This is a genomic window from Velocimicrobium porci, assembly GCF_009696045.1.
GTDB lineage: Bacteria > Bacillota > Clostridia > Lachnospirales > Lachnospiraceae > Velocimicrobium > Velocimicrobium porci.
On record NZ_VUMT01000001.1, the window covers coordinates 84,875 to 102,147 of the forward strand.

The window sequence follows — 17,273 nt, forward strand, 5'->3', positions numbered from 1 at the left end:
AATGATTTGCAATAAGATCAAGACAGAACTATGGCACTTGTTTTCGTCTTTTAAGCCTATGAGTTTTCTTTCTATGAGCTTTTTCCACCTGTATTTTAGTCATCGTCGCCTTATCCAGTTTATAAAACTTTAATGCTATAATTGAACAAACCCAGCCCAAAATCGGAATGATACAATACAAAAAAATAGTAATCCATTTTACTTTTCCAGTAAGAGGATCTGAAATTTGAGGAAGTCTTTTTCCGTATCCAATGAGAATCAATACCAATCCAACAAACGCTGTTCCAAGTGCTGTAAATATTTTATCAATAAAAGAAAACATTGCACCCATCAGCCCCGGCACATACTTTCCACTTCGATAAATTTCATAATCCGAACAATCTGCTATCATCGGAACAACCATATTATTGGTAATTGATTTACTTCCATTTAATAAAACAAAAATAATAAAAAATGCTACTGTTATTCCATTCATATGATGAAAACTGAAATGAATCTGATTAACATTTCCAACTGCCAGCAAAATCGCCATCATGATTTGAAATAAAATTGCCAAATTTGTAAAAAGAACCAGTGCATGTTTTTGTCCAAATTTCTGAGCCACCTTAATTCCCAATGTCACAATAACTAAAGTCGGCAATGCTGTAACTAATCCAATCAAACCTGCAATGGAATAATCCTGCATCATAATTCCAAACAACATCACTCCAACTGCTGCATGGCTATATACCGTTGCGGCAAATTTATCCGTACAGGCTGCAATAATCAACATTCGAATTGGTCGGTTACATCGAATAATTTCCCAATAATCTTTTATAAAAATCTTTTGCTTTTTCTTACTGCTGTCTCCGAAGTATTCTTTCCTGTCCTTATTCCAAATTCCAATTATTGCAAGAACCGTACAAATAAATGCCAGGATAATTACAGTAACTGCCAATACCTGATATATTTTTTCATTCGTAAACCCATTATATTTTGGAACAAGATAGTTAGAAACATATAATGCTGTCCCCCCATAAGAAGCCATAATAAATAAAGAATCAAAATAAGTTGATATTGGTCTTTGCGCCGGATTATCAGTCAGAACTGTCTGACCTGATTTTCCAACAACAGTCTGCAAGGTAAAACCTACAATAAAAATTGCATATAAAAAAATAAAGTATAGAAGCCGAAACTCTACATTCACATGATGAGTTGTAAAAAACATCAGAAAACAACTGACACTCATTAATAAATTTCCAACCAACATAAACGGTCTGAATTTTCCAAACCTTCCTTCTAGAGAATCAAGCAAAAAACCTGCAATCGGATCTGTGATTCCATCAAAAACTTCCATAGCAGTCATAAGCATGGATACCAGAACAACTCCAAATCCCGCAATACTGTTCGCATAATATGATACATACAACATCATTGCAAGATAAAGATTCAATGCAGCATTGTTAAGCGAAAATAAACACATCTGCCATAAGCTTGTATTATTGTATGTAATTTCTTTTATTTCTTCCTTTTCCTTTCGATTCACAGTCATTCTTTTCCTTTCATATGAATAAACTAAATAGAACAAGTAATCATTTTTAATGGATTTTCAATATTGAAAAATAAGTAATCTTTTTTTCTTATCTTCTATAAAAATTATACTACACTTTCTTCCGATGTCATCTTATTTTTCTATTGAAAATTTCTTAATATTTTACTATACTTAATGAAAAGATTAGAATTAGGAGGTCATACTATGCATACATTTCAACCAATACCAGCCGACTTATTCGATTTTAACCCATTTCAAAAAATTGGAAAAGACTGGATGTTAATAACTGCCGAAAAAGACAAGAAGGCAAACGCAATGACTGCATCATGGGGTGGTATCGGCGTGATGTGGGGCAAAAATGTTGCCTTCATTGTTGTTCGTGACAGTCGTTATACAAAAGAATTTATTGATAATTCGGATACCTTTTCCCTTTCCTTTTTCCAAGACAGTAAAGATAACAGAATCGCGTTAAAATATATGGGTTCTGTTTCCGGAAGAGATGAGGATAAGATTGGAAATGTTCATTTTCATGTAAATCATTATGATGGAATTCCTTTCATTGACGAAGCGTCTATGGTCCTCGTATGTAAAAAAATGTGTAAACAGCCAATAACACAAGAAAGCTTTATCGACCCTACAATTGATGAAGCATGGTATAAGGACAAAGATTACCATAACTTATATATCGGCGAAATTGTAAAAATTTTAGCAAGATGATTGTCAGTTAATCATTATAACACTGATTGCGGACTCTTCGGAGTCCGTTTCCTGTTTTTAAAGAACAAAGTGGAGCGTTTTTGCTTTATAGGAGACGAAGTTTCCTATAAAGCAAAAACGGGACCATTGCTCCAGTCAATTCTTCATCTGCTTTTGCAACAGTCCCTGCCACTTTCATTTAATTAGTATAGTTTAATATTCTAACTTTTCGTACTCCTTCAATTTTCTTTATTTTCTCTAGTGTAGAATCAGATGGAATAACTCCAGTATCAATTACAGTATAGGCAAATTCACCCTTCGATTTATTTACCAAATTATCAATATTAATACCACATTCTGACAATGCAGCAGTAAATTGAGATAACATATTCGGAATATTCAAATGACAAATTGTAATTCTACATACAGAATTGCAGAATCCAACATCACAATTTGGATAATTCACTGAATTTTTAATAATACCATATTCCAAATAGTCCATAATTTCTTTTACTGCCATCTTAGCACAATTATCTTCTGACTCTTCCGTAGAAGCTCCTAAATGTGGAAACGCAATAACGCCATCCATATTCGCTGTTTTCGAATTTGGAAAATCCGTCACGTACTTAGCAACTTTTCCTGAACTCAATGCCTGCTCCATGTCCTCATCATTCACAAGTAAATCTCTTGCAAAATTCAGAATAATTACGCCATCTTTCATTATCTCCATCGTATCTTTATTAATCATGCCTTTCGTATCTTCCAACAGAGGAACATGAACAGAAATATAATCACACTGTCTGAAAATATCCTCATTTGAATCAACTAAAGATACATTTCTTGACAGCTCCAAAGCATGCTCAACAGATAAAAAAGGATCACACCCATAGACCTCCATCCCGAGTGCCTGACCGGCATTTGCAACCAATACACCAATTGCCCCAAGTCCAATAACTCCTAATTTTTTGCCTTTCGCTTCTTTTCCTGCAAATGCCTTTTTTGCCTTTTCCATTGTCTTATTAATATTCTCATCATCACGATTCTGACTAATCCATCTCATCCCGCCAACTAAATCACGAGAAGCAAGCATAAGTCCTGCAACAACAAGCTCCTTGACTCCATTTGCATTTGCCCCCGGTGTATTAAAAACAACAATCCCTTTCTTCGCAAACTCCTCTAAAGGAATATTATTAACACCTGCCCCTGCCCTTGCAACAGCAAGCAGTTTCTCAGAAACTGTAATTTCATGCATAGAAGCACTACGAACCAAAACTGCCTGTGCCTCACCTAAGTCCTCTACCTGCCTATACTTCTCTGTCAACTCTTTCATTCCAAATTCAGAAATTGGATTTAAACATTTTATATGAAACATCATTTATACTCCTCTCATAATATCAAATACCAATTATCTATTTACTTTTTCAAAATTTTCCATAAATTCAACAAGCTTTTCAACACCTTCCTTTGGCATTGCATTATAAATACTTGCCCGCATACCACCTACCGTGCGATGACCTTTTAAATTCTCAAGACCTGCTTCCTTTGCTTCTTTCACAAACTTAGCATCCAGTTCTTTATCACCTGTCACAAATGGAACATTCATAAGTGACCGGTCTTCCTTCCTTACGGTTCCCTTAAATAACCTGCTCTGATCTAAAAACTCATATAATAATTTTGCTTTTTCCTCATTTTTCTTTTGGATTATTTCCAAACCACCTATATTTTTAAGCCACTTAAAGACCTTTCCACAGATATAGATTCCATAAGCTGGAGGTGTATTATAAAGTGACTTCGCATCTGCATGAATCTTATATCTTAACATAGTTGGCGTTCCAGTCAATGGTTCCTCTGAAATCAAATCTTTACGAATAATTACAATTACAACACCAGCAGGTCCGATATTTTTTTGTGCTCCTCCATAAATAAGCCCATACTTCTCAACCTCCATCGGCTCAGACAAAAAACAGGAAGAAACATCTGCTACCAAAGGTTTTCCATTTGTATTTGGAAGTGTTTTAAATTTCGTACCATAAATTGTATTATTTTCACAAATATAAACATAGTCTGCATCTTCACGAATCGGAAGATTGGAGCAATCCGGTATATAGCTAAAAGTCTTATCCTCCGAAGAGGCAATCGCTCTCGCATCCCCATATATACACGCTTCTTTAAATGCTTTTTTCGCCCACTGTCCAGTAATAATATATTCTGCTTTTTTATTTTTCATCAAATTCATTGGTATCATTGCAAACTGAGTAGATGCTCCACCCTGAAGAAACAATACTTCATACTCTTCTGAAATATGTAATAAATCACGAATATCCTGCTCAGCTTCCGTAATAATCTGCTCAAACGCTTTCGAACGGTGACTCATTTCCATTACAGACATCCCACATCCTCTGTAATCAAGCATTTCCTCCTGTGCTTCCTTCAAAACCTCCTCCGGCAATACTGCCGGACCTGCAGAGAAATTATAAATTCTTCCCATATCTTATTAATCTCCTTTCATTCGCTCCCCGGAATCTTTTTTAATCTTTCTTCAAATCAGTGGCATCAAATGCTTCTTCAATCGCAGCACCTGCCGGCACCATTGGAAATACTTTATCATCACAATGAATCTCACAGTCTAATACAACTGGTCTTTGAAGCGCAATTGCCCTTTCAATTGCCGGTGCAACTTCTTCTTTTTTTGTGACGCGGATTCCCTCGGCACCCATTGCTTCTGCTAACTTCACAAAATCCACTTTGTCATTTAAAATCGTATTCGAATACCTGCCACCATAGAACAGATTTTGCCATTGTCTTACCATTCCAAGCACATGGTTATTAATAACAATCTGAATAATTGGAACCTGATACCGAACTGCTGTCGCAATTTCATTCATGTTCATTCGAAAACAGCCATCCCCCGCAATATTAACCACTATTTTCTTTGGACATGCAAGCTTCGCACCGATACATGCCCCTAAACCATATCCCATCGTACCAAGACCTCCTGATGTAATTAGAGTACGAGGCTTCGTATATTTATAATATTGGGCAGCCCACATTTGATGCTGACCAACCTCCGTTGTAATAATCGCATCTCCATTTGTAATTTTATATAATTCTTCTATAATATAAGGGCCTGTTAATTGTTCTTCTTCATAACTAAGCGGATGCTTCTTCTTTAAGTCATTAATTTCTTCAATCCATTCTTTATGGCATAACTGGCCAATCTTTCGATTCAATTTTTCTAAAACTACTTTTACATCACCAATAATGCTTGCATCCGTCATAACATTTTTATTAATTTCTGCCGGGTCCACATCGATTTGCAGTATTTTTGCATTTTTTGCAAATTTCTTGGCATTTCCTACAACTCTGTCACTAAACCTGGCACCAATTGTAATCAAAAGATCACATGCCGTTACACCAAAATTGGATGTTTTCGTCCCATGCATACCAAGCATGCCTGTATATAATAAATCAGTTCCCGGAAATGCTCCTTTTCCCATGAGAGAATCTGTTACAGGAGCATCTACTTTATGTGCAAATTTAACAAGCTCCTCGTTCGCTTCCGAAATAACAGCTCCGCCACCTATGAAAATAAATGGTTTTTTTGATTTGCATATCATCTGAACTGCCATTTCGATGTCGCCTTCCTTAATCCTGTCAGCAGAACGTTCTATTTGCTTTGGTATCTTTCTTTCATATTCAGCTTCATTTGCCGTAACATCTTTTGCAATGTCTACCAAAACAGGACCCGGACGCCCGGTCTTTGCAATCGTAAATGCACGGCGAATCGTATCTGCTAACAAATTTACATCTTTTACAATAAAATTATGTTTTGTAATTGGCATTGTAACACCCGCAATATCAATTTCCTGAAAACTATCTTTTCCAAGTAACGAAACTGCAACATTTGCCGTAATCGCAACAAGTGGAACAGAATCCATATAAGCAGTCGCAATTCCGGTTACAAGATTGGTGGCACCCGGTCCTGATGTCGCCATACATACTCCTACTTTTCCAGTCGCTCTCGCATATCCATCTGCTGCATGTGCTGCTCCCTGTTCATGAGATGTCAAAATATGATGAATCTCATTGCTATGTTTATATAATGCATCATATATATTTAAAATTGTTCCACCCGGATACCCAAAAATAGTATCTACACCTTGCTCTTTTAAACATTCTATTACGATTTCCGATCCTGTTAATTTCATTTGGCACCTCCACTTCTTTTATTTCCTACTCTAAAATTGCACCCCTGTTACCTGATGTAACCATTTTCGCATACCGACCCAAATAACCAGTTGTAACTTTCGGTTCTACCGGCTTCCATAACTTTCTGCGTCGTTCCATTTCTTCTTCTGATATATCAAGCTCCAGGCGATTTTCAGGAATATTAATTTTAATTCGATCTCCTTCTTCTACAAGTGCAATCGGACCTCCAACTGCAGCTTCCGGAGAAATATGTCCAATTGATGCTCCTCTTGAAGCTCCGGAAAACCGTCCATCTGTAATTAATGCAACACTTGAACCAAGTCCCATGCCGGCAATTGCAGAAGTCGGATTAAGCATCTCCCTCATTCCAGGTCCACCTTTTGGACCTTCATAACGAATTACTACAACATCTCCTGCTACAATTTTCCCGCTTTTGATTGCATGAATTGCATCTTCTTCACAATCAAATACACGGGCAGGACCTTCATGAACCATCATTTCCGGCACTACGGCAGAACGTTTGACAACACCCGAATCCGGTGCCAAATTCCCCTTTAATACGGCAATTCCTCCTGTTTCACTATATGGTCTTTCAATTGGACGAATTACTTCCGTATTGCGGTTCACACATCGTTCTATATTTTCTTTGACAGTCTTTCCAGTAACTGTAATTAAATCAGTATATAAAAGTTTCTTTTTGTTTAACTCGTTCATAACCGCATATACACCACCAGCCTCATTTAAATCCTCCATATAAGTAGATCCAGCTGGTGCAAGATGACATAAATTTGGAGTTTTCGCACTTATTTCATTTGCAATATCTAAATTTAAGTCAATTCCTACTTCATAAGCAATTGCCGGTAAATGAAGCATTGTATTTGTAGAACATCCTAATGCCATATCAACGGTAAGTGCATTATGAAATGCTTTTTCGGTTAAAATGTCCCTCGGTCTTATATTCTTTTCCCATAGCTCCATTACTTTCATTCCTGCATGTTTCGCAAGTGCAATTCGTTCTGAATAAACTGCAGGAATCGTACCATTTCCCTGTAACCCCATACCAATTGCCTCTGTCAGGCAGTTCATAGAATTCGCTGTATACATTCCTGAACAGGAACCACAGGTTGGACATACATTTTGCTCAAATTCTTCTACCTCTTCTTCTGTCATAGTTCCGGCTGCATAAGAGCCAACTGCCTCAAACATGCTAGAAAGGCTTCGCTTTTTCCCTTTCACATGTCCTGCCAGCATAGGACCTCCCGATACAAAAATAGTCGGAATATTCACTCTTGCTGCCGCCATCAATAAGCCCGGTACATTTTTATCACAATTTGGCACCATAACTAAAGCATCAAAAGCATGTGCCATTGCCATAGCTTCTGTAGAATCTGCAATCAAATCCCTCGTTACAAGCGAATATTTCATTCCTACATGCCCCATTGCAATTCCATCGCAAACCGCAATTGCTGGAAATACAACCGGAGTACCTCCTGCCATTGCAACTCCCAATTTAGCTGCCTCTACAATTTTATCCAGATTCATATGCCCTGGTACAATTTCATTATAGGAACTGACAATGCCAACGAGTGGTTTTTCTAATTCTTCTTTTGTCATTCCCAAAGCATGAAACAATGACCTATGTGGTGCCTGCTGTATTCCCTTTGTTACTGAATCACTTCTCATACTAATCTACCCCTTTTCCTGGTTCCATTTTTTTACCTTATCAATTATTTTATTTTTTGAGCTATCTGCGTTCCCATTTCTTCGGTTCCTACTTGCTTCATGCCATCTGACATTATATCAATTGTACGATAGCCATCTTCTAACACTTGTTTTACTGCCAGTTCAATTGCATCAGCCTCTTTCTCTAAATCAAAAGAATAACGAAGCATCATAGCCGCCGATAAAATGGTTGCAATCGGATTCGCAATATTTTTTCCTGCAATATCTGGTGCAGAACCATGGCTTGGTTCATATAGTCCTAATTTTGTATCATTTAAACTTGCAGATGATAACATGCCAATAGATCCCGTTATCATACTTGCCTCGTCCGATAAAATATCGCCAAACATATTTTCTGTAAGAATCACATCAAATTGTCCGGGATTTTTCACAAGCTGCATTGCACAATTATCGACTAACATATGCTCTAATTCGATATCCTGGTATTCTTTTTTTACTTCTTCTACTACATTTCTCCACAACCGGGATGAGTCCAAAACATTTGCTTTATCAACACTGGTAACTTTCTTTCTTCTTTTTCCTGCAATCTCAAATGCCCTTTTCGCAATTCGTCTGATTTCGGTTTCTGTATAAGTCAGCTCATCATAGGCTTTCCTCTCCCCCTGTTCAATTACTGTTTTTCGATTGCCAAAATAAAGACCACCCGTTAATTCTCTGACAATAACCATGTCAAAACCATTTTCTATTATACTTTTCCTTAATGGGCAGGCTTCCGCTAATTCCTCAAATAGCAAAGCCGGTCTTAAATTCGCAAACAAATTGAGAGATTTTCGTAACTTTAATAAACCGGCTTCCGGCCTTTTCGACGGCTCCAGCTGATACCACCGTGACGTTGTCGTATTACCTCCAATTGACCCCATTAAAACAGAGTCACTTTTTTTTGCCTTTTCAATTGTATCATCCGTAAGCGGAATTCCATAAGCATCAATGGATGCTCCCCCTAATAGCAATTCCTCATAAGAAAATATGTGTCCATATTGTTTTCCAATTTGATCTAAGACTTTTTTTGCTTCCCTTATTATCTCCGGTCCTATTCCATCTCCTGGAATTACAGCTATTTTATACTCCATTCACTTCGTTCCTTTCCTTATTTATTCGACTTTTAAATACTCAGCTTATTGATAAATTTATTGGAATATATAAGAAAATCGCCCTAAGCCTATAAGCTTAGGGCGAACATTGTCCGCGGTACCACCTAAATTCAGAGAATCTCTCTGCCCTCATCAGACATAAATTGATATTCTGTCCTTCCCGTGTAACGTCAGGTCACGTTGAAGTCTACTGAAAAAAGAATTCTTTTTTGTTCTCCTTCAAAGCTCAAGGGCCACTTTCCATAGTATATCCCGAAGATTCTCACCACAGGATTCTTCCTACCATCTTCTCTCTGTGCGTTCCATATTATGTACTATTCCCTATCAATGCTGATGTCAATTTTTAATTATTAACTAGTATAATCATAATATTTAGCACTGTCAAGCAAAAATGTCTAAAAATTTTAGCACTGCGTCGTGAGAGTGCAAAGAAGTAATCTGATAGATAATATTTACTTTCCTGTTAAATTTTATAACAATTTTTCTAAAACTTGTTTAAAATCTTTCTCCGTAAATGGCTTTGATATATGAGCATTCATTCCGTTTTTTAATGTTTCGTGTATATCTTCTGCAAAAGCATTTGCTGTCATTGCAACAATTGGTACTTTTCCCGCATCATCACGTTTCAATTTCCGGATTATTTTTGTTGCTTCAATTCCATTCAGCGTTGGCATCATAATATCCATAAAAATGATATCATAATAATAGCAAGAAGAATTTCGGAATTTTTCAACTGCCTCCCTCCCATCCAAAGCAATATCCGTAATTATTCCATAAGATGACAAAATAAAACAGGCAATTTCACTATTCAGTTCGTTGTCCTCCACTACCAATGCCCTCTTTTCTTTATACAGCTTTTGTTCTGGATCATCTTTAAATTCTTCATTCTTACTTTTACATTCACCCTTATATAATTCAAATTCATATCTCAAAGAAACTTTTGTACCTTCACCAACCTTGCTGTCAATTCGGATTGTTCCTCCCATTAACTCGACCAGCCGTTTTGTAATTACAAGTCCAAGTCCGCTTCCTGTCTGAGCATAAGATGTTTTTTCCTGCTCATAAGGAGTAAATACACGGGATAAAAACTCTTCACTCATTCCAATTCCCGTATCCTCCACGATTTCTTCTACTAAAAGTGTATTTTCTCCAATTTTTTTTCTTCTACAGATACATCGAATCTGTCCACCACTCTCTGTATATTTTATCGCATTTGAAACAATATTCAATAAAACTTGAATATTTCTCTTTTTATCACTTAGAATAACTGCTTCTTCCCCTTCATCTTCCATAATAAAAGCAATCTTAATCTGTTTTTCTTCTGCTAATGGAATCATAATTTCTTTCACATAACTAAATACCTCTTCCCGAAATACAGGTTCTTTTTCTAACACAATTTTACCACTCTCAATTCTGGACATATCAAGTACATCATTTATTACATGTAACAATTGGTTAGCAGACAAGCTCGCTTTATCTAAGTATTCCTTCATATCCTCAAGCGAATCTGCTTTTTTCATCAAATTCTGCATTCCAATAATTCCATTTAATGGGGTTCGCATTTCATGTGACATATTTGATAAAAAATTACTTTTTGCCTCCGATGCCTGTTCTGCCTTTAACCGATTCTCATAGACCTTTGTATAAGAAATACTTATGATACAAACCAAAAGACCAAACGAAGCTAATAACTTTATCATCATCAGATGAATATCATGGTACAAGTCACCTCCATCTACTAATATCAAAGCATATAACCCATTACAAATCTTTTTACTAAATACAGTCAAACGATTTTCCTCTATATATACGCCTTTTTCTGTATTCTTTTTCGTAACAATTTCCATAATTTGATCCACTGGATATTCTGACACATCATGAATATTTTTCCCGATTTCCTCTGGATTCTGACTTGCAACCATCGTTCCATCCTTACTTACGATGCAAACTTCCCCTGCGCTGACAAGATTTATTTCTTCGATTGCCTGCTGAAAAAGTTCCGATTTTACATCAACTACCAAAACATCCTTTCCGGCATTTAACGCCTTGCTTAAACTGACGACTACGGCTCCTGTTTGTGCATCAACATAAGGATTTACAATATAAATTCTATCATCAATTACTTTTCCTGCGATATTCCATGGTCGTTTTTTCAAATCGTACTCCCCGGTTGGACACCACCCGGAGCTTGTAACCAACTTATTATCAAAACTTCCATAAAACCCACCTAATCCTTCATCAATATGCTCCTTTATATTCTTTGACATCTTCCGTAACATTTCTTGAATTTCTTCATTATCGGCACCTTGCTCACACATTGACTCAATCGTAATAGAAGCAGTTTCCAAGGTACTTTTATTTTGTTCAATTTTAGTAATGGAATATGCGGCAACACTGGAAACCGCATTCATTCCAATTGTATCTGTTTTTTTTCTCATCATCTGATAAGTATCCATATAAGTCAAATATATTATAATAATCGCACCCAGAAAAATAAGCAATTGCATGATTAAAAATTGCCTATACTTTTTTATAATTTCCCAAAAATTTCTCATATAGATATTCTCTCCATATCTTCTATTGATTTCTCTGCAATTTAGTTCCACTTATCTAAAGCATTTTGTCTTGATGAGGTTATTATAGCATAATTTAGAGATATACTTTCAAAAAAACTTACTATCCTCTAAAAATTTTTTTGTCGCCTCTGTCAAAACTGTCTGTTCACAATATGCCAACCCAATCTCTCTTTGTTCTATTTTATTTTTTAATGGCAGTTCTATCAACGTCCCTGTTGTTAATTCTTCCTCAACAAATTCTTTAATAACACAAGCGACACCAAGCCCTAATTTGGTAAATTCAATTAATAAGTCCATGGTTCCTATTTCTAAAACATGTTTTACATCTATTTTATACTTTTTAAAATAATCCTCTATATACTGCCTGGATATATTTTCCGTTTCCAGCAACATAATATTTGCTTTTTCAAAAAGAGCATCATCCTCTCTATATGTTTCTAACCCCATTCGTTTTAAATAACTCGGAGAAGCAACAAATACATCCTGAATCTGTTGTAACGGATAAAATCTAATTCCTTTTTTCTTTGCAAAAGATCCAACTAATCCAAGCTCTATCTTATTTTCTTCTAGCATATTTAATGTATGAAGTGTTGATTGACAAGATATCGTTACTTTTATATTTGGATACTTTCTCATAAACGGTTCTAATTTAGGTAATAAAACATATTTGCATAATGTTGTACTTGCACCCAGACGAACCTGTCCTGTTTCCAGTTCTTTAATTCGTTTCACCCGATTCTCCGCTTCAAGAAGACAGGAAAATACTTTTTTTGTCGCCTCATATAATATAATTCCTGATTCTGTAAGCATCACACCTCTGGAACTGCGTTCAAATAGTTTTGTATTTAAATTTGTTTCTAATTTATGAATTGCCTTACTGATTGCGGGTTGACTGATGTACAATTTTTTTGCCGCATAAGATATGTTTCTATTTTCTGCTACTGTATGAAAAATATAATATAATGATAAATTTTCCCGCATACACTCCTCCTATTTTTCCTAAAAGACTAAAATTTATATTTTTATTTTACATTTTCCCGTTATTATATTCAATCATTTCATAACTTTTAGTTATAATATTTATATCCTTTATCTATTTTACCAAGCCTTTCTTTTATGCTACAATAAACAAAATATATTTTGTGGTTTAAGGAGGCTGTTGCAATGGGAATGACAATGACACAGAAAATTCTGGCAGAGCATGCGAATCTGGATTATGTAGAAGCAGGCCAATTAATTGAGGCGAATTTAGATCTTGTGCTTGCAAATGACATTACCGGTCCTGTAGCAATTCACGAGGCAGAACGTCTTAATAAAAAAACCGTATTTGACAAAGATAAAATTGTTCTTGTTCCAGACCATTTTACACCAAATAAAGATATTAAATCAGCAAATCATTGTAAATGTGTCCGCGAATACGCCAAAACACATGAAATTACAAACTACTTTGAAATCGGAGAAATGGGGATTGAACATGCACTAATCCCTGAAAAAGGATTAATCGTAGCAGGTGAAACTTGTATCGGTGCCGATTCTCATACTTGTACTTATGGTGCTTTAGGAGCATTTTCAACCGGTGTAGGCAGTACCGATATGGGTGCAGGAATGATTACAGGAAAAGCATGGTTTAAAGTTCCTTCTGCTCTTTCGTTTATTCTAACCGGGAAACCTCCAAAATGGGTTAGCGGAAAAGATATAATCCTTGCAATTATTGGAATGATCGGTGTCGACGGTGCATTGTATAAATCAATGGAATTCTCAGGAGATGGTATTAAATATTTGACAATGGATGACCGTTTTACGATTGCAAACATGGCAATCGAAGCAGGTGCTAAAAATGGGATTTTTCCTGTAGACGCTTCTACAATTACTTATATGAAAGAACATTCATCAAAAGACTATAAAATATATGAGGCGGATGAAGACGCCGTTTATGAAAAAACATATACAATTGAATTAGACAAATTAGAGCCTGTTGTCGCATTTCCTCATCTTCCGGAAAATACAAGACTTGTATCCGAGGCAGGAGATGTTCCAATTGACCAGGTAGTAATTGGTTCCTGCACAAATGGACGAATCGAAGATTTAAGAACGGCTGCTAAAATTTTAGATGGCAGACATGTCGCTCCCGGTGTCAGAACAATTATTTTCCCCGCAACGCAATCAATTTATCTTCAGGCAATTTCGGAAGGATTAATTCAGACTTTCATAAAAGCCGGTGCCGTTGTCAGTACTCCAACTTGTGGTCCCTGCCTTGGCGGACATATGGGAGTATTAGCTGCCGGTGAACGGGCAATTTCTACTACAAATCGTAATTTTGTTGGGCGAATGGGGGATGTTAACTCAGAAGTGTATCTTGCCAGCCCGGCTGTTGCCGCTGCAAGTGCTGTTACCGGAAAAATCAGCCAGCCTTCTGATCTTTCATTATAAATAAAATTAGATAAAAGAAAGGATGAAATTTCAATGCAAGTACATGGAATGGTCCATAAATATGGTAATAATGTTGACACAGATGTAATTATACCTGCCAGATATTTAAACTCCTCTGACGGAAAGGAGTTAGCAAAACATTGTATGGAAGATATCGACAAAGAATTTGTTCAAAAAGTAACTCCTGGTGATATTATTGTAGCCGGCAAAAATTTTGGATGTGGCTCTTCCAGAGAACACGCCCCTCTATCAATTAAATGTGCAGGAATCAGTTGCGTTATTGCAGAAACATTTGCAAGAATTTTTTATCGCAATGCAATCAATATTGGTCTTCCTATTATTGAATGTCCAGAAGCTGCAAAAGAAATAGAATCCCAAGATAAAGTATTAATTGATTTTGATTCCGGAATCATTTATAATCAAACAAAAAACACACAGTATAAGGGCCAGGCATTTCCTGAGTTTATGCAAAAAATCATAAAAACAGAGGGACTGATGAATTATATTAACCAGACATACAAAGATTAATACCTGAAACCTACATACAGAATAAGAGCTTCTTCTTATATTATCATCTGTTAGAAGAAGCTCTTGTCCCATTTTATTAACTATTCAGCTTTATCATGAAGCGGATTTTCTCTTACAACTTCTGCCGCCTGTGCAATTAAGATTAGTAGCTCATGCTCAAATTCCTTATCAAATTCTATAATTTTCGAAAATAATTCCCCCTTTTCTGAAGCCACATATTTTGCAGGAATCCTATTTAGTACATATGCCACAATATCCGACGTACACTGCTTGCATTTACAACATTTTAACGTTGGTTCAAGTTTTTCCAGCTTATTTGCTACAACATACTCCATTACATTTTTTACTTTATATTCCATACGCTTCCCCTTTTCCTCAAACAGGCGGGTTAATCTAACAATAAATTTCTCACATTTATCATTCCCCACCCTTGTTTTTCAAACTCATATCCTACATCAACTGCTCTATTTTTTAACCGAATTTTAACCTCTCTGGGCGTCATATTTGGGTGTTTCGACAACAGTAAAGCAACTGCCCCTGCAACAACAGGTGTTGCCATCGAAGTTCCACTTTTGACTGCATACCCAACCCTGTTGTTCATACAAGATACAATATTAGTACCAGGTGCTATTATCTCAGGTTTTACAATACACTCCTGGGTTGGTCCCCTGCTCGAATAATCTTTTCTTCGATTCCCTGCAATCTCGACTAATACATCATCATCCGATGCTCCAACCGTAATTATTTTGCGGCTGTTTCCCGGAGCCCCAATTGATTTCGGATTAGGACCATTGTTCCCTGCAGCTGCCAGAACAATAATCCCGCTATCCCAAACTTTATTTACACCTTGAACTAAAAGAGAATTCTCATCAATTTCTTTATCCGATCCCGTGCCAACAGAAATATTCATAATACGAATATTATATTTCTTTCTATTTGCAATAATCCAGTCCATACCCTCCAGTACATCTGAAATATTGCCATTTCCTTTATAATCTAAAACTTTTACGCCGATTAGATGACATCTTGGTGCAATCCCAACATATCTTCCATCCGAAGCTTCGCCACTCCCGCCTAAAATGCCCGATACATGACTTCCATGCCCGTTATCGTCATAATTTTCTTTTCTTCCATTTATAACATCTTTAAAAGCTACAATTCTGCTTTGATGATTATAAAAAAAGTCTATATGATTCGCAATTCCTGTATCAACAACTGCAATTCCTATATCCTGTCCAAGAAACTGGTTTTTATGAGCCCAACTTAAATCAATTAATCTTGCAACCCGATTCATATTACATAAAAAACCTTCCTGTTTTTTATATCATATTCGGTTTTCACTTCAGAAGTGACAATATCAACAAATTTCTTTTATAATGTTTTGGCACGCTCTGTAATACTTTTTTTAAAATTAATTATCGTATGATCATATTCTTTATCCATATAAGTAGAAGTTATCATAAAATCTGCTGTAGCCTTATTATTCGCAATCGGAATATCATATACCTGTGCAATGCGAAGTAATGCTTTTACATCCGGGTCATGAGGCTGTGCTTCCAGCGGATCAGAGAAGAAAATTACAAAATCAATTTTTCCTTCTACAATTTTAGCACCAATCTGCTGATCGCCACCAAGAGGACCACTATTATAACCTCTGACCGGCAAGTTTGTTTTATCAGTAATCATTCTGGCGGTTGTTCCGGTGCCGCATAAAAAATGCTGTTTTAAAATTTCCTTATGCTGTTCGCACCATTCAATCAATTCCGCTTTCTTATTATCATGGGCAATCAATGCAATGTTTTTTTGCCTTTGAATTGTTAATGTAATAAACTTATCTTCCAATTTAACTTCCTCCTTAGCATTATAAAATCCTTCTCTACTTTTTATTTTAACATTATACCTCTTTTGTTGCAAATTTATTTTCAATTTTTTGGAACCATTTCGAACCTACTGACATAAGATACATTGTAAAAGATTTTAGGAGGAAAACAACATGAGTGATTTAGCTGCAACAAACTGTGGATGTGGATGTAACGAAGGAGGAAATAACATTATTTGGATTTTAATCTTACTATTCTGCTGCGGTAATGGCAATGGCTGTGGAAACGGAATTTTCGGTGGAAACAACGATTGCGGATGCATTATCGTAATTCTTTTACTTCTTTGCTGCTGTGGAAATGGTAATGGTTTTCAATCCCTTTGCTGCTAATTAGTTTTTTGAAAGCTGGTGTTGGAGCTTAGCTCCGGCACCACTTTTTTTATTTTTTTAGAGGTCGTAAACATGACCTCTAAAAATAGTTTTACAATTACTTTTCTTTCTCATAACATTTTCTGCACGGTTCACATTCCAAATCAATTTCATAAATCGTATCATCTTCAATTACTAATTCCGTATGTTCCACTCGTTTATTTTTAATCTTTTTTTCAAAAGAATTTTTACTTTTATAATCACTATCCCGCTTCATATTT

Annotated in this window: 16 protein-coding genes and 1 other annotated feature; of the genes, 4 read left to right on the forward strand and 12 right to left on the reverse strand. The window is 36.0% G+C overall.

Translation table 11 applies throughout. The annotated features are described in order from the left end of the window. Positions 1-28: 28 nt before the first annotated feature. Positions 29-1,525, reverse strand: coding sequence for an MFS transporter (locus FYJ58_RS00360; protein WP_328597761.1), 1,497 nt, complete (start codon positions 1,523-1,525; stop codon positions 29-31). Positions 1,526-1,735: 210 nt separating this feature from the next. On the opposite strand from FYJ58_RS00360, the gene FYJ58_RS00365 reads away from it, so the two are divergent. Further along, positions 1,736-2,248 (forward strand): flavin reductase, encoded by a 513-nt coding sequence (locus FYJ58_RS00365; protein ID WP_154515553.1) that lies wholly within the window; start codon positions 1,736-1,738, stop codon positions 2,246-2,248. 178 nt (positions 2,249-2,426) lie between these two features. Here the strand turns inward: FYJ58_RS00365 and FYJ58_RS00370 are convergent, their stop codons facing one another. From FYJ58_RS00370 to FYJ58_RS00400, 7 genes are all read right to left on the reverse strand, one after another. After that, a complete protein-coding gene (locus FYJ58_RS00370) occupies positions 2,427-3,599 on the reverse strand; it encodes a phosphoglycerate dehydrogenase (protein ID WP_154516249.1) in 1,173 nt (390 codons plus the stop codon). A 33-nt stretch (positions 3,600-3,632) separates the two neighbouring features. Further along, positions 3,633-4,715 carry a 3-phosphoserine/phosphohydroxythreonine transaminase gene (gene serC / locus FYJ58_RS00375; RefSeq protein WP_154515556.1) on the reverse strand — a complete coding sequence of 361 codons (1,083 nt, stop codon included), beginning with the start codon at positions 4,713-4,715 and terminating at the stop codon, positions 3,633-3,635. 40 nt (positions 4,716-4,755) lie between these two features. Then, a complete protein-coding gene (ilvB, locus tag FYJ58_RS00380; protein ID WP_154515559.1) occupies positions 4,756-6,435 on the reverse strand; it encodes a biosynthetic-type acetolactate synthase large subunit in 1,680 nt (559 codons plus the stop codon). Positions 6,436-6,460: 25 nt separating this feature from the next. Then, complete coding sequence (gene ilvD, locus FYJ58_RS00385) at positions 6,461-8,119, reverse strand: dihydroxy-acid dehydratase (protein WP_154515562.1); 1,659 nt, start codon at positions 8,117-8,119, stop codon at positions 6,461-6,463. Between the two features lie 44 nt (positions 8,120-8,163). After that, on the reverse strand, positions 8,164-9,249 hold the full coding sequence (leuB, locus tag FYJ58_RS00390) for a 3-isopropylmalate dehydrogenase (protein ID WP_154515565.1): 1,086 nt from the start codon (positions 9,247-9,249) through the stop codon (positions 8,164-8,166). A 95-nt stretch (positions 9,250-9,344) separates the two neighbouring features. Continuing rightward, positions 9,345-9,607: a binding site (T-box leader), on the reverse strand. A gap of 133 nt (positions 9,608-9,740) precedes the next feature. Next, on the reverse strand, positions 9,741-11,825 hold the full coding sequence (locus tag FYJ58_RS00395) for a hybrid sensor histidine kinase/response regulator (protein ID WP_154515568.1): 2,085 nt from the start codon (positions 11,823-11,825) through the stop codon (positions 9,741-9,743). Between the two features lie 108 nt (positions 11,826-11,933). Continuing rightward, complete coding sequence (locus tag FYJ58_RS00400; RefSeq protein WP_154515571.1) at positions 11,934-12,827, reverse strand: LysR family transcriptional regulator; 894 nt, start codon at positions 12,825-12,827, stop codon at positions 11,934-11,936. A 183-nt stretch (positions 12,828-13,010) separates the two neighbouring features. Between FYJ58_RS00400 and leuC the strand changes: the two genes are divergently transcribed. Together leuC and leuD are read left to right on the forward strand one after the other, a co-directional pair. Further along, positions 13,011-14,276 carry a 3-isopropylmalate dehydratase large subunit gene (leuC, locus tag FYJ58_RS00405; protein ID WP_154515574.1) on the forward strand — a complete coding sequence of 422 codons (1,266 nt, stop codon included), beginning with the start codon at positions 13,011-13,013 and terminating at the stop codon, positions 14,274-14,276. A gap of 33 nt (positions 14,277-14,309) precedes the next feature. Beyond that, entirely contained in the window at positions 14,310-14,804 is a 495-nt protein-coding gene (leuD, locus tag FYJ58_RS00410; protein WP_154515577.1) for a 3-isopropylmalate dehydratase small subunit, read from the forward strand. A gap of 80 nt (positions 14,805-14,884) precedes the next feature. On the opposite strand, the gene FYJ58_RS00415 is transcribed toward leuD, so the two are convergent. The 3 genes from FYJ58_RS00415 to FYJ58_RS00425 all read right to left on the reverse strand — a co-directional run bounded on the left by FYJ58_RS00415 (position 14,885) and on the right by FYJ58_RS00425 (position 16,646). Beyond that, positions 14,885-15,163 carry a late competence development ComFB family protein gene (locus FYJ58_RS00415; protein WP_154515580.1) on the reverse strand — a complete coding sequence of 93 codons (279 nt, stop codon included), beginning with the start codon at positions 15,161-15,163 and terminating at the stop codon, positions 14,885-14,887. A 29-nt stretch (positions 15,164-15,192) separates the two neighbouring features. After that, positions 15,193-16,098 (reverse strand): S8 family peptidase, encoded by a 906-nt coding sequence (locus FYJ58_RS00420; RefSeq protein WP_154515583.1) that lies wholly within the window; start codon positions 16,096-16,098, stop codon positions 15,193-15,195. 77 nt (positions 16,099-16,175) lie between these two features. Beyond that, positions 16,176-16,646 carry a methylglyoxal synthase gene (locus FYJ58_RS00425; protein ID WP_154515586.1) on the reverse strand — a complete coding sequence of 157 codons (471 nt, stop codon included), beginning with the start codon at positions 16,644-16,646 and terminating at the stop codon, positions 16,176-16,178. A gap of 151 nt (positions 16,647-16,797) precedes the next feature. On the opposite strand from FYJ58_RS00425, the gene FYJ58_RS00430 reads away from it, so the two are divergent. Further along, positions 16,798-17,013 carry a chorion class high-cysteine HCB protein 13 gene (locus FYJ58_RS00430; RefSeq protein WP_154515589.1) on the forward strand — a complete coding sequence of 72 codons (216 nt, stop codon included), beginning with the start codon at positions 16,798-16,800 and terminating at the stop codon, positions 17,011-17,013. Between the two features lie 97 nt (positions 17,014-17,110). Here FYJ58_RS00430 and FYJ58_RS00435 read toward each other — a convergent pair whose 3' ends face one another. After that, positions 17,111-17,269, reverse strand: coding sequence for a hypothetical protein (locus FYJ58_RS00435; protein WP_154515592.1), 159 nt, complete (start codon positions 17,267-17,269; stop codon positions 17,111-17,113). Positions 17,270-17,273 lie beyond the last annotated feature (4 nt).

What these genes read in the sequence shown, in the direction of transcription:
- FYJ58_RS00420 (WP_154515583.1), bottom strand. Translation starts at nt 16,098, where the DNA reads ATGAATCGGGTTGCAAGATTAATTGATTTAAGTTGGGCTCATAAAAAC.
- FYJ58_RS00415 (WP_154515580.1), bottom strand. Translation starts at nt 15,163, where the DNA reads ATGGAATATAAAGTAAAAAATGTAATGGAGTATGTTGTAGCAAATAAG.
- serC (WP_154515556.1), bottom strand. Translation starts at nt 4,715, where the DNA reads ATGGGAAGAATTTATAATTTCTCTGCAGGTCCGGCAGTATTGCCGGAG.
- leuD (WP_154515577.1), top strand. Translation starts at nt 14,310, where the DNA reads ATGCAAGTACATGGAATGGTCCATAAATATGGTAATAATGTTGACACA.
- FYJ58_RS00370 (WP_154516249.1), bottom strand. Translation starts at nt 3,599, where the DNA reads ATGTTTCATATAAAATGTTTAAATCCAATTTCTGAATTTGGAATGAAA.
- leuB (WP_154515565.1), bottom strand. Translation starts at nt 9,249, where the DNA reads ATGGAGTATAAAATAGCTGTAATTCCAGGAGATGGAATAGGACCGGAG.
- FYJ58_RS00430 (WP_154515589.1), top strand. Translation starts at nt 16,798, where the DNA reads ATGAGTGATTTAGCTGCAACAAACTGTGGATGTGGATGTAACGAAGGA.
- ilvD (WP_154515562.1), bottom strand. Translation starts at nt 8,119, where the DNA reads ATGAGAAGTGATTCAGTAACAAAGGGAATACAGCAGGCACCACATAGG.
- FYJ58_RS00365 (WP_154515553.1), top strand. Translation starts at nt 1,736, where the DNA reads ATGCATACATTTCAACCAATACCAGCCGACTTATTCGATTTTAACCCA.
- FYJ58_RS00395 (WP_154515568.1), bottom strand. Translation starts at nt 11,825, where the DNA reads ATGAGAAATTTTTGGGAAATTATAAAAAAGTATAGGCAATTTTTAATC.
- FYJ58_RS00435 (WP_154515592.1), bottom strand. Translation starts at nt 17,269, where the DNA reads ATGAAGCGGGATAGTGATTATAAAAGTAAAAATTCTTTTGAAAAAAAG.
- leuC (WP_154515574.1), top strand. Translation starts at nt 13,011, where the DNA reads ATGGGAATGACAATGACACAGAAAATTCTGGCAGAGCATGCGAATCTG.
- ilvB (WP_154515559.1), bottom strand. Translation starts at nt 6,435, where the DNA reads ATGAAATTAACAGGATCGGAAATCGTAATAGAATGTTTAAAAGAGCAA.
- FYJ58_RS00400 (WP_154515571.1), bottom strand. Translation starts at nt 12,827, where the DNA reads ATGCGGGAAAATTTATCATTATATTATATTTTTCATACAGTAGCAGAA.